Source organism: Shinella sp. SUS2 (genome assembly GCF_001262505.1).
Taxonomy (GTDB): Bacteria; Pseudomonadota; Alphaproteobacteria; order Rhizobiales; family Rhizobiaceae; genus Shinella.
Window position 1 is genome coordinate 86,122 of the sequence record NZ_KQ410732.1, and the last position, 12,514, is coordinate 98,635.

Consider the following 12,514-nt stretch of genomic DNA (forward strand, 5'->3'; position numbering starts at 1 on the left):
CATGCAGCGCATCCGCCCGGAGGATTGGTACAGCGTTCGTCGCCTCGATGACGACGTCACCGCGATCAGCGAACCCTATATCCAGGAATTCTACCGCTGCAACATCTGGCATGTGCGCGGCCGTGACCGGGATATGCTTGTCGACAGCGGCATGGGTGTCGTCTCCTTGCGTGAATGGGTGCCGCTCGTCACCGAGCGCAATCTGATCGCCGTGGCGAGCCATACGCATTTCGACCATATCGGCTGCCACCACGAATTCGAGTGCCGGGCCGTACATGCCGCCGAGGCGGACCTGCTCGCCAACCCGACGCGGCAGAACACGCTGGCCGACCCTTATGTGACCGACGAGATCTTCGACGCGCTGCCGCCTGAACCCTATTGCTCGACATGTTACGCGGTGAAGCGCGCGCCGGCGACGCGCATCCTCGAAGACGGCGACGTCATTGATCTCGGCGACCGGCATTTCGAGGTCATCCACACGCCGGGCCACTCCCCAGGGGGTATTGCGCTCTATGAAAAGGCGACCGAAATTCTCTTCTCGGGCGACATCGTCTACGATGGCCCGCTGATCGAGGACACCTACCATTCCCATCTCGGGGATTACATCGCCTCGATGGAAAGGCTCATGACCATGCCCGTGCGGCTGGTGCATGGCGGCCATTTTCCAAGTTTCGGCGGGGAACGCTACCGCCAGCTCATCAAGGGCTGGCTCGATGAAAAACAGAAGTGACGGGAGAAAAGCATGCTCGACAAGCGCAAATTCTACATCGACGGCCAGTGGGTGTACCCGCTGAAGCCCAACGACCTCGAGGTCATCAACCCGGCGACGGAAAAGCCGATCGCGGTCATCTCCATGGGCACCGCCGCCGATATCGACCGCGCCGTCGCCGCGGCCAAGAAGGCTTTTGCGACCTACAGCCAGACCAGCGTGGAGGAACGCCTCGCGCTGCTCGAAAAGCTGCTCTCGATCTACAAGCGCCGCTACGAGGAGATGGCCCGCACCATCACGCTCGAACTCGGCGCGCCGATCACCATGAGCACCGAGCAGCAGGCGGATGTCGGCGTCGGCCACCTGCAGGGTTTCATCGACGGGCTGAAGCGGCTGAAGAGCCGCGAGGTGCTGGCGAACGGCGACGTGGTGCGCCGCGAGCCGATCGGCGTCTGCGGCCTCATCACGCCCTGGAACTGGCCGATCAACCAGATCGCGCTGAAGGTCGTTCCGGCACTGGCGACGGGCTCGACCTGCGTGTTGAAGCCATCCGAATTCACGCCGCTCAACGCGCTGCTCTATGCGGAGATGGTGCATGAGGCGGGCTTCCCGGCCGGCACGTTCAACCTCGTCAACGGCGATGGCCTCGAATGCGGCGCGGCGCTCTCCAAGCACAAGGACGTCGACATGATGTCCTTCACCGGCTCCACCCGCGCCGGCATTGCGGTCAGCAAGGATGCGGCCGAGACCGTCAAGCGCGTGACGCTGGAACTCGGCGGCAAGTCGCCGAACCTCGTCTTTGCCGATGCGGACCTCGAAGACCGCGTTGCCGGCAGCGTGCGCGAGTGCTTCAACAATTCCGGCCAGTCCTGCGATGCCCCGACCCGCATGCTGGTCGAGCGTTCGGTCTATGACAAGGTGGTCGAGATAGCCGAACGCACCGGCAAGCAGGCGACCGTCGGCAATCCGGAACAGGAAGGTGAGCATATCGGCCCGCTTGTCTCGCACGTCCAGTTCGGTCGCGTGCAGGCGCTGATCGAGGCGGGTGTTGCCGAGGGCGCGCGCGTGCTGGTCGGTGGCCCGGGTAAGCCCGAGGGTTTCGAGACCGGCTATTTCGTCAAGCCGACGATCTTCGCCGACGTCAACAACGAGATGCGCATTGCCCGTGAAGAGGTGTTCGGCCCCGTTCTCTCGATCATACCCTTCGACACGGAGGAGGAAGCGATCGCGATCGCCAACGACACCGCCTATGGACTTGCCGCCTATCTTCAGACCGGCAATCCCGATCGGGCCGAGCGCGTCGCCGCCCGCCTTCGCGCCGGCATGGTGCACATCAATGGCGGCCCACACCGCTACGGCAGCCCATTCGGCGGCTACAAGCAGTCGGGCAACGGCCGCGAGGGCGGCCTTTTCGGCCTGGAGGATTTCCTCGAGGTGAAGACCGTGCACCGGCCGGACGCGGCCTGAGACAGCGGCGGCGCCCCTGTGGGGCGCCGCTTTCCTTTATAGACGGCCTTGACTGGCGCTGTTGTCGTCCTCGTGCTTGACCCGAGGTTCCATCGGCGGCTCCGAGCCCGGTGGTGGGGTCCGCCCCGATCACGGTGGAAAAATCGTGCGGACGTTCGTCGGCAGTCGGGAAAGCGGCGCGTGCAAGGGCGCCCTTCACATGCGGCCGGGGGCGACGCAAAGTTTTCCTCCAATTTCGCCTGTCCCGTCTGGCCCAATCGGTTGCGGTCTGATAGCTCGCGGCATTCACGATATCCGGACTGCCGCCTTGTCTCCGATTGCCTCCTCCAAGCACAGCCGCCTTGCTTTGATCGCCCTGCTCGTCGGCGGCGTGGCGATAGGCGGGTCGCCGATCTTCGTGCGCCTTTCCGAGGTCGGGCCGATGGTCACGGCCTTCTGGCGTGTCGCGCTGGCCTTTCTGCCGTTCGTGCTCATCTCGCAGGTGGCAAAGCAGGGTGACGAGCGGCCGACAGGGCTCAGAGACTATCTCTTCCTGCTGCTGCCGGGTGCATTCCTTGCCGCCGATCTTGCCGCCTGGCACTTGTCGCTGCACATGACCTCCGTCGCCAATGCAACGCTGCTCGGCAATCTTGCGCCGGTCTTCGTGACGCTCGGCTCCTGGCTGCTCTTCCGCACGCGGGTCACGCCGGTCTTCCTGGCGGGCCTCGGGCTGACGCTCATCGGCGTGCTCGTGCTGAAGGGCGGGCCGTCGGCGCTTGGCGGCGGTCAGCTTGCCGGCGATGCGACGGCCGTCGTTGCCGCGTTCTTCTACGCCGGTTACATGCTGTCGCTCGGCCATATCCGTTCGCGGTTTTCGACGCTGCGCATCATGGTCTGGACGACCTTCTCGGCGGCGGTCTGTATCTTGCCGGTGGCCCTCTTCTTCGAGGGGGGCATGGTGCCCGCGACGTTGTTCGGCTGGACGATGCTCATCGGCCTTGCCTTGATCAGCCATGTCGCCGGGCAGGGCCTTGTCACCTATGCGCTTGCCTACCTGCCGACGGCCTTCTCCTCGCTGACGCTGCTTCTGCAACCGGTCGTCGCCGCCGTCCTCGCCTGGGCCATTCTGGCCGAACCAGTCGGTGCGATGCAGGCGGTCGGCGGGGCGATCGTGTTGATCGGCATTCTCGTCGCTCGCCGCGGATGAGGTTCAGCCATCGGTCTGTTTGGCCTGCAGGACGGTTCTGATGCCCGCGTAGACGATCAGTCCGTTGATGATGATGCCGAGCAGGAAGCGGCCCGGGGCGAGCGCGAAGCTCATCGGCGCATCCGGATTGTAGCCGAGGCCCGCAATGCCGCCCATGTCGTTCATCGCGATGCCGGAGATGAGCCACCAGGCACCGGCGACGATCATGATCCAGCCCATTATCTTGCCGTTCTTCATGCTACCTCTCCCGCGGCATGCACGTTGCAAGGCGAAAGCCCGGCAAGGCCGCCTCCGGAGAAACGGCCAGGCTGCACCGAATATTCCGGCAGGCTAATGATTGTGCCGCGGCGGCGTTTCCGCGATCGCGCGGAAATCGGCCGCCCCGTCGATCACCGCGCCGTCCGAAAGCTGGGTAACGGTCTTGCGGTAGATCCGCTGCCAGGGCGTCGCATCGGCCGGTACCGGCGGAATGCCGTCCACCTTGCGGCGCTCGATTTCCACCGCCTCCACCAGCATGTCGCACCGCCCCTCGGTCAGGTCGATGCGGATGACATCGCCGGTGCGCAGGAAGGCGAGACCGCCGCCGGCGGCACTTTCCGGCGAGGCGTTGAGGATCGACGGGCTGTCGGCCGTGCCGGACTGGCGCCCATCGCCGATCGTCGGCAGGCTGGTGATGCCGCGCTTGAGCAGATGGTCCGGCGGCTGCATGTTGACGACCTCGGCCGAACCCGGCCAGCCGAGCGGCCCCGCGCCGCGGATGACGAGGATGGTGCGCTCGTCGATGCCGAGCGCGGGGTCGTTGATGCGCCTGTGATAGTCTTCCGAGCCGTCGAAGACGACCGCCTTTCCCTCGAAGACGCCCTCGCGACCGGGCTCGCTGAGGTAGCGCGCGCGAAACTCCTGCGAGATGACCGAGGTCTTCATGATGGCGAAATCGAAGAGGTTGCCCTTCAGGACGAGGAACCCGGCGCGTTCCTTCAGCGGCTCGTCATAGGGGCGGATGACCTCGCGGTCACTGGCGGCGCGCCCTTCCAGGTTTTCCGCCATGCTGCGCCCCGTCACGGTCGGACAGTCGCCGGCGAGCTTTCCGGCGGCAAGCAGCTCGTGCATGATCGCCGGCACGCCGCCGGCCCGATGGAAGCGCTCGCCGAGGAAGCGGCCGGCGGGCTGCACGTCAGCGAGCAGCGGGATGTCGTAGCCGTGCTCCTGCCAGTCCTCAGGCGTCATCTCCACGCCGGCATGTTTCGCCATGGCCATCAGATGCGGCTGGGCATTGGTCGAGCCGCCGATGGCCGAGTTGACGCGGATCGCGTTGAGGAAGGACTTTCGCGTCAGGATCGATGAGGGACGGATGTCTTCCAGCACCAGTTCCACCGCACGCCGGCCGGTGCGATAGGCCATCTGCCCGCGTTCGCGATAGGCCGCCGGGATGGCCGCGCAGCCGGTCAGCGACATGCCAAGCGCCTCGGCGAGTGCGTTCATCGTCGAGGCGGTACCCATCGTGTTGCAATGGCCGATGGAGGGCGCCGAGCCCATCGCGGCCTGGAGAAATTCTTCTTCATCGATTTCTCCGGCGGCGAGCTTGCGGCGCGAGCGCCAGATCACCGTGCCGGAACCTGCGAGGCCACCTTCGTGCCAGCCGTCGAGCATCGGTCCGCCAGAAAGCACGATCGCGGGAATATCGACCGTCGAGGCAGCCATCAGCGCCGACGGTGTGGTCTTGTCGCAGCCTGTCGTCAGGACGACGCCGTCGAGCGGGTAACCGTAGAGGATCTCGACAAGGCCGAGATAGGCAAGGTTGCGGTCGAGCGCGGCCGTCGGCCGCTTGCAGTTCTCGAAGATCGGATGGGTCGGGAACTCGATCGGAATGCCGCCAGCATCGCGGATACCGTCGCGAACGCGCTTGGCGAGATCGACATGGTGGCGGTTGCAGGGGGTCAGATCGCTGCCGCTCTGGGCGATGCCGATGACCGGCTTGCCTGAGCGCAGTTCTTCCGGGGTGATGCCGTAGTTCATGAAGCGCTCGAGATAAAGCGCCGCCATGTCGACGTGCTCGCGGTTGTCGAACCAGTCCTCGGAGCGCAGCCGCCGCTTGCCCGTCTTTTCGTCCGTCATGAAATGAACCTCGTCAAAAATCCCGGATTGCACTCTTCCATTGCCGCCGTGCGCAATCAACCGGGCGGGGCCCGGTGCGCCGCTTTATGCAGCTATCAAAATTGCTGACTGGATCGGCCGGGCGGAATGTGTCACAGCCCTTTCATCCAAGCTTCCGAGTTTCCGCCATGACAGACATCACCGCCTCCTCCCCCGCCACGGGCACCGCTCGCCTCGGCGTGCTCCTGATGCTGCTCGGCATGGTGATGTTCTCGCTGAACGACGTGCTCGGCAAATGGCTCGTCGCGACCTATTCCGTCGGTCAGCTCATGCTGATCCGCAGCATCGCCGCGATGGTGGTTCTCGCACCGTTCTTCTGGAAGGTCGGCTGGCGCAGGCTCGTGGATGTCGAGCGGCCGAAGCTGCATCTCGTGCGCGCAGCGCTGTTTGCCTTCGAGGCCTCCGCTTTCTACTTCGCCGTCGCCTACATGCCGCTTGCCGATGCCATGACCTATTGGCTGGCCGCGCCGATCTACGTTGCCGCCATGTCGCCGCTGCTGCTCGGCGAGAAGGTCGGCTGGCGGCGCTGGACGGCGATCATCGTTGGCTTCATCGGCGTGGTGATCGCGCTGGAACCGTCGAAAGAGACGTTCACCCTGCCGGCGCTGATCGCGCTTGCCGGCAGCCTCGCCTTCAGCTTCGCCATGGTGCTCAGCCGAACGCTGCGCACGACACCCGATACGACGCTGGTGTTCTGGCAGGTGGCAGGTGCGGCCATCTTCGCCGGTGTCTGGTGCATTGCCGATCCGGCCGGCTGGGCACCGGTCAGCAGCATCGACTTCGGCCTTCTGAGCCTGCTCGGCGTTGTGGCGATGGGCGCGCATATGCTGGTGAATCGCTCGCTGAAGCTGGCTGATGCGGCGACCGTCGTGCCGCTGCAATATTCGCTGCTGCTCTGGGCCGTGGTTTTCGGCTGGATGTTCTTCGGCGATGCGCCGCGCTCGGCCATGCTGATCGGTGCCGGCTTCATCGTCGCCTCCGGCCTCTTCATCTTCTTCCGCGAGCAGCAGCTCAAGCGCCGTGCCTGACGCGCGCTTCAGGGCGCCGTGCAGGATTGCGAGATGCCTTTCGCCCAGGTGGCGTAAGCGTCCGGTTCGATGACCGTGAGATCGAAAGCCATCTTCTCGTAGCCGTCGCCGGAGAGGCTGGTGGCGCCACCCTTGAAGGTGCCCATCGCCGCGGGACTGAAGGCCACGAGATTGAGCAGTCCGGGAATGGCATCCGCCTTGAGATCGAGCGCCGGCACGCGCCATTCATGGATGATATCGTCGGCGGTGATGGAGAGATGCACGCGTTTGCCGCGCGGCAGCATGAGCGCGCCTTCGACGCGGCATTCGCCGGCCCCGTCCGTTTCCGTGTTCGGATAGGCATAGCGCCAGCCATATTGGTATCCGATGATGGTGACGGAAAGCTCGGGCGGCGCCTGGTCCGCCTTCAAAATGTCCGGCACGAGAAGATCAAGCGGCGAGGCGAAGGCGCTGCGTGCGAAAAGGGTGGCGATCAGGAGAAGCGGCGCGCGGCGGATCACAGGGGCAGTTCCGTGGTGTATTTCACGCTCTTCAGCGCGAAATGTGAGGAAGAGTTGGCGACGGCTTCATGGGTCAGGATCGCCTGCATCAGCAGTTGTTCGTAGTCCCGGACGTCCTTTACCACGACGCGGATCAGGTAGTCCCACTCGCCGGACATGGAGTAACATTCCAGCACCTCCTCGTGGGTCTGCACGAAGCGCTCGAAATCGCGCCGGGCGCCCGGATCGTGCGACTTCATGCGCACCTGGCAGAAGACGTTGAGCCCGCGGCCGATGCTGTCGGGATCGAGCAGCCGCACGGTCGGGCCGAGCACGCCGGCCTCCTCCAGCGCCTTGATGCGCCGCCAGCAGGAGGCGCTGGAAGCGCCGACCTCTTCGGCAAGCGCCGCATGGCTGATATCCCCCCGCCGCTGCAGGACCTTGAGGATTTTCTTGTCGACGGCATCAAGTTGAATGGAATTCATCGAAAATCCCACGAATGTGATGGTTCTGTTTCATTCTTACCGCAAAACCCAGCCTGTTTGAAACGCTTTTTCGGCGGGAGGGGCCTACACTCTCCAGGACTTGATATCTGCGGGAGGAAACCATGGCGCAGGTCGCACTCAAATCCGTCGTCGGGTCTGCCGCCCGCAACGCGCCCGACGATACCGTCGATTGGAAGCGCATCGCCTATCTGGTGCATCTGTCGCGGGCGCTCGACGACATGGAGGAAACCCGCCTCGTTCCCGAAAAGAAGGTGCTCTACCAGTTTTCCGCCCGTGGCCACGATATGGCGCAGATCATGCTCGGCTGTCTCCTCACCGACCGGCATGACGCGACCTGCGGCTACTACCGGTCCCGCCCGCTGCTGCTTTCGCTCGGCATCGACCCCGCGGATGCGCTCGGTTCCGCCATGGGCCGGGCCGGTGGTTACTCGGACGGGCGCGATATCGGTGTCGTCTTCAATTATCCCAATCTTGACGGTGCCTCCGCCCTGCCGATGTGCGGCGGTGTCGGCGCGCAATACACGCCGACGGCCGGGTGGGCGCAGGCGGTGAAATACTACGCCGAAACGCTCGGCAAGGCAGATTACGCACGGAGCATCGCCGTCGTGCTCGGCGGTGACGGTTCGGTCGCCTCGAACGGCTTCTGGTCGGCGCTGGCCATCGCCACCACGCAAACCCTGCCGATGCTGTTCTACATCGAGGACAACGGCTACGGCATTTCCGTTCCGTCGACGATCCAGACGCCCGGCGGCAACATCGCGGCGAACCTTTCCGGTTGGCAGAACCTGACGATCTTCGAGGGCGACGGTACCGATCCGGCCGCCGTCGCCCGGCTGACCTGCGCGGCGGTGGAGCATGTGCGTGAGGCGCGCGGCCCCGCGCTGCTGCGCCTCACCGTGCCGCGCCTGCAGGGCCACAGTTTTCAGGACACGCAGGCCTACAAGAGCGAAGCGGTGGTCCGCAGCGAATGGGCGCGGGATCCGCTACCGCGCCTGAAGGACTACATCGTGCCGGCCGTGCTCAGCGCGGCGGAGTGGGAGGCGGCGGATACGGGCGCAAGGGCGGCGGCGGAAACCGCGCGCATCGCCGCAGAAGCGCGTCCGGTCGCCGTTCCGGAGACGGTGACGCGCCATGTTTTCTTCGAGGGCGAGGTGCAGGTGATGGGCGGGCAGATCCGCCACGGCCATGTGCCGCCGCAAACCGCCGCGGTCGCCGTGTCGGAAGGCCAGCGCATCAACATGGTCACAGCCATCCGCCGCACGCTCGAGCACGAGCTTTCGATCAACGAACGTGTGGTGCTGTTTGGCGAGGACATCGGCCCGAAGGGCGGCGTGCATGCCGTCACGCTCGGTCTCCAGGAAAAATTCGGCCGCGAACGGGTGTTCGACACGTCGCTTTCGGAGGAAGGCATTGTCGGCCGGGCGGTCGGCATGGCGCTGGCGGGGCTGATGCCGGTGCCGGAAATCCAGTTCCGCAAGTATGCCGAACCTGCCACCGAGCAGATCAACGACTGCGGCACGATCCGCTGGCGCACCAACAACCGTTTTGCCGCGCCCATGGTGCTGCGCATGCCGGGCGGCTACTTCAAATGCGGCGACCCCTGGCACAGCCAGACCAACGAGGTGGCCTTCGTGCACCAGCCCGGCTGGAAGGTGGCGGTCCCCTCCAATGCCGCCGACGCGGTCGGGTTGCTGCGCACCGGCCTTCGCGGCAATGATCCGGTCATCTTCTTCGAGCACCGCGCCATGCTGGACCATGCCTGGGCGCGGCGCCCCTATCCCGGTGACGATTTCGCCCTGCCCTTCGGCAAGGCGAGTTTCACGCGCCGCGGCGAGGCGATCACGCTCGTCACCTGGGGCGCCATGGTGCATCGTTGCGAGGAAGCGGCGGAGGGCGTTTCCGCCGATGTCATCGACCTGCGCACGCTGATGCCCTGGGACAGGGAGGCGGTGCTGGATTCGGTCCGGCGCACGCGCCGCTGCCTTGTCGTGCACGAGGATCTCGGCACCGCCGGCTTCGGTGCGGAGATCGCCGCCGTCGTCGCCGACGAGGCCTTCATGGATCTCGATGCCCCCGTCTCGCGCCTGACGATGCCGGACATACCGAGCCCGCACAATCCGGTCCTGCTCGACTGGGCGGTGCCTTCGGCGGGGCGGATCCGCGCCAAGATCGATGCATTGATGGAGTTCTGACGGATGGCGGGGCTGATGATCGACGTTCTCGCGCCCGTGGAGCAGGAAGGCACCAAGGCGGTCGTGCGCAACTGGCTGAAGGCGGTGGGAGATAGAGTAGCGCCCGACGATCCCCTCGTGGAACTTGAAACCGACAAGGTGACACAGGAAATTCCCGCCCCCGTCGCCGGCATCCTGAGTGAGATCCTGATGCAGGGCGGCGAAAAAGCCGAGCCCGGCGCCGTGCTTGGCCGCATCCGGCAGGAAGAGGCTGCTACCGCCGAGCCCGTTGCCATGGCCACCAAGCCGGAGCTCAGGCGGGTGCCGGCCGCTGCGGAACACTATTCTCCGGCCGTACGGCGTGCAGCGGAGGAATACGGCATCGACCCCGCGACGGTAGATGGCTCCGGCAAGGGCGGACGGGTGACGCGGGCCGATATGGATGCCGCGCACGAGGCGGCGCGCGCTGTGCAGTCATCACCGGCGCCTGTCCAGGAGACTGTACCGGAGATACCGCCTCTCGGAGGGCGCTCGCGGGCGATCCGGCACTCGCCAATGCGGCTTGCGATCGCGGAACACATGCAGATGTCCGTCTCCACGGCGCCGCATGTCACGGCGGTGTTCGAGGCGGATTTCAGCGCCGTCATGCGGCACCGCGAGAAGAGCAAGCAGGCCTTTGCCGCGTCGGGCGTGTCGCTCTCCTACACGGCCTACATCGTTTCGGCCTGCGTGGCGGCGATGAAGGCGGTGCCCGAGGTCAACAGCCGCTGGTTCGACGACCGGCTGGAGGTGTTCGACGACGTCAATGTCGGCATCGGCACGGCGCTCGGCAATGAAGGACTGGTGGTGCCCGTCATCCGTGCAGCGCAGGACCTCTCGCTCTCCGGTATCGCCGCGCGCCTGCAGGATCTTACGACCCGTGCCCGGACGAAGGCGCTGGCGCCCGCCGACATGCGCGGTGGCACCTTCACCATCTCGAACCACGGCGTTTCCGGGTCGCTTCTTGCCACGCCCATCATCATCAACCAGCCGCAAACGGCGATCCTCGGCGCCGGCAAGCTGGAAAAGCGCGTGGTGGTGCGGGAGGTCGAGGGTGTCGATACGATCCAGATCCGGCCGATGGCCTATGTTTCGCTGACCATCGACCATCGCGCGCTCGACGGTCACCAGACCAACACATGGCTCGCCCGCTTCGTCGAGACGCTGGAAGGCTGGCCGCAATGAGCGCTTCCGGCGACTATGACGTGCTGGTGATCGGCGGCGGTCCCGGGGGCTATGCCTGTGCGATCCGCGCTGCGCAGCTCGGGCTGAAGACAGCCTGTGTCGAGGCGCGGCCGACGCTCGGCGGTACCTGTCTCAATATCGGCTGCATCCCCTCCAAGACATTGCTGCATGCGACGCATCTGCTGGAGCTTGCCCGTGACGGCCATATGGCCGGTTTCGGCATCGACACGGGGCCGGTCTCCGTTGATCTCGCCCGGTTGATGGCGCGCAAGGAGGCGACCGTGGCCTCGCTGGCGGGCGGCATCGATTTCCTGTTCCGCAAGAGCGGCGTTGACCGCCTGTCGGGGCGGGCGCGGCTCGCTGGATCAGGCCGTGTCGATATCGGCGGCAAGAGCGTCACCGCAAAGGCGATCGTCATTGCTACGGGCTCGCTGCCGACGGGGCTGGACGGTCTGCAGGTGGACAACGACGCCGGGATTGTGGTCGATTCGACTGGTGCGCTGTCCCTCCCCCGCATACCCGGCCGGCTCGCCGTCATCGGCGGCGGAGCGATCGGCCTTGAACTGGGCTCGGTCTGGCGGCGCCTTGGTGCTGCCGTAACGGTCGTCGAGCTGGCGGACAGCATCCTGCCTGGCATGGACGCCGATATCCGCGCGACGATGACGAAACTCCTGGTGCGGCAGGGCATGGAGATCCTCGCTTCTACCGGCGTTTCCGGTGCTGAAATCCGCAAGGACGGTGCCATCCTCAAACTGAGGGGAGCGGAGGGCGAAGTCTCGGAACTCGCCGCCGACGTCGTGCTGGTCGCCACAGGGCGGCGGCCGAATACGGGCGGTCTCGGGCTGGAAACGGCCGGCATCACCCCGGATATGGGCGGTTTCATTCCGGTCGACGCGCGCGGTCGGACGGTGGTGGACGGCATTCATGCGATCGGCGACGTGACGCGCGGGCCGATGCTCGCGCACCGCGCCGAAGACGAGGGAATCGCCATGGCCGAGCGGCTTGCCGGTCGGCCCGGTACGAACAATTCCGCCATCGTCCCGGCAATCGTCTACACCGATCCGGAGGTCGCCGCCGTTGGCCGGACCGAAGAGAGCCTGAGGGCGGAGGGGATCGCCTACCGCGCCTCGACCTTCCCGATGCTGGCCAACAGCCGGGCAAAGGCGAACGGCAGCACGGAGGGTTTCGTCAAGCTTCTGGCGGACGAGGCGAGCGGCGTCGTGCTTGGTGCGCATATGGTCGGCACTGTCGCCGGTACGATGATCGCGGAGGTCGCGCAAGCGATGGAGTTCGGGGCGACGGCGGAGGATATTGCCTATACCTGCCATGCCCACCCGACGCACAACGAAGCGACCAAGGAAGCGGCCCTCGGTTTTTTCGGGGCGGCTATTCATAGCTGAGCGCGACGATACCGGCGCCGTCAACGCTTGACCGGTTGCCGTGGCAGGGGCTGAAATTTTCTGGCGATGATTGCTGTTCCGCGTGATACCGTGCGCTCCGTCGGCGGGGTCGCCGTGTAAAATTCAATATATACAATCTCTATAGAATGTGATCTTTTTGACCGATTAAGCCTGTGCGCCCTGAAACGCC

Annotated in this window: 11 protein-coding genes; 7 read left to right on the forward strand and 4 right to left on the reverse strand. The window is 65.5% G+C overall.

What is annotated here, in order from left to right; genetic code table 11:
- The first annotated feature begins 1 nt into the window (after position 1).
- The 3 genes from AKG11_RS16595 to AKG11_RS16605 all read left to right on the forward strand — a co-directional run bounded on the left by AKG11_RS16595 (position 2) and on the right by AKG11_RS16605 (position 3,362).
- On the forward strand, positions 2–730 hold the full coding sequence (locus tag AKG11_RS16595) for an MBL fold metallo-hydrolase (protein WP_050744665.1): 729 nt from the start codon (positions 2–4) through the stop codon (positions 728–730).
- A 12-nt stretch (positions 731–742) separates the two neighbouring features.
- Positions 743–2,176: an aldehyde dehydrogenase family protein gene (locus tag AKG11_RS16600; protein ID WP_050744666.1), complete on the forward strand. Its 1,434-nt coding sequence runs from the start codon at positions 743–745 to the stop codon at positions 2,174–2,176.
- A 292-nt stretch (positions 2,177–2,468) separates the two neighbouring features.
- Positions 2,469–3,362, forward strand: coding sequence for a DMT family transporter (locus tag AKG11_RS16605; RefSeq protein ID WP_371260114.1), 894 nt, complete (start codon positions 2,469–2,471; stop codon positions 3,360–3,362).
- Positions 3,363–3,365: 3 nt separating this feature from the next.
- On the opposite strand, the gene AKG11_RS16610 is transcribed toward AKG11_RS16605, so the two are convergent.
- Together AKG11_RS16610 and AKG11_RS16615 are read right to left on the reverse strand one after the other, a co-directional pair.
- A complete protein-coding gene (locus AKG11_RS16610) occupies positions 3,366–3,599 on the reverse strand; it encodes a hypothetical protein (RefSeq protein ID WP_050744667.1) in 234 nt (77 codons plus the stop codon).
- A 93-nt stretch (positions 3,600–3,692) separates the two neighbouring features.
- A complete protein-coding gene (locus AKG11_RS16615; RefSeq protein ID WP_024271208.1) occupies positions 3,693–5,477 on the reverse strand; it encodes an IlvD/Edd family dehydratase in 1,785 nt (594 codons plus the stop codon).
- Positions 5,478–5,644: 167 nt separating this feature from the next.
- On the opposite strand from AKG11_RS16615, the gene AKG11_RS16620 reads away from it, so the two are divergent.
- On the forward strand, positions 5,645–6,544 hold the full coding sequence (locus AKG11_RS16620) for a DMT family transporter (RefSeq protein ID WP_050744668.1): 900 nt from the start codon (positions 5,645–5,647) through the stop codon (positions 6,542–6,544).
- Positions 6,545–6,552: 8 nt separating this feature from the next.
- Here AKG11_RS16620 and AKG11_RS16625 read toward each other — a convergent pair whose 3' ends face one another.
- Both AKG11_RS16625 and AKG11_RS16630 read right to left on the reverse strand, forming a co-directional pair.
- Positions 6,553–7,044, reverse strand: coding sequence for a hypothetical protein (locus AKG11_RS16625; protein ID WP_050744669.1), 492 nt, complete (start codon positions 7,042–7,044; stop codon positions 6,553–6,555).
- Positions 7,041–7,508 (reverse strand): Lrp/AsnC family transcriptional regulator, encoded by a 468-nt coding sequence (locus AKG11_RS16630; RefSeq protein WP_023516832.1) that lies wholly within the window; start codon positions 7,506–7,508, stop codon positions 7,041–7,043. The genes AKG11_RS16625 and AKG11_RS16630 overlap by 4 nt, the downstream gene beginning before the upstream one ends.
- 122 nt (positions 7,509–7,630) lie before the next feature.
- Between AKG11_RS16630 and AKG11_RS16635 the strand changes: the two genes are divergently transcribed.
- From AKG11_RS16635 to lpdA, 3 genes are read left to right on the forward strand one after another with little or no spacing between them, the layout of a single operon-like run.
- On the forward strand, positions 7,631–9,721 hold the full coding sequence (locus AKG11_RS16635; protein ID WP_050744670.1) for a transketolase C-terminal domain-containing protein: 2,091 nt from the start codon (positions 7,631–7,633) through the stop codon (positions 9,719–9,721).
- Between the two features lie 15 nt (positions 9,722–9,736).
- A complete protein-coding gene (locus AKG11_RS16640; RefSeq protein ID WP_371260103.1) occupies positions 9,737–10,924 on the forward strand; it encodes a dihydrolipoamide acetyltransferase family protein in 1,188 nt (395 codons plus the stop codon).
- Positions 10,921–12,324 (forward strand): dihydrolipoyl dehydrogenase, encoded by a 1,404-nt coding sequence (lpdA, locus tag AKG11_RS16645; protein WP_050744672.1) that lies wholly within the window; start codon positions 10,921–10,923, stop codon positions 12,322–12,324. The genes AKG11_RS16640 and lpdA overlap by 4 nt, the downstream gene beginning before the upstream one ends.
- The last annotated feature ends 190 nt before the right edge of the window (positions 12,325–12,514 follow it).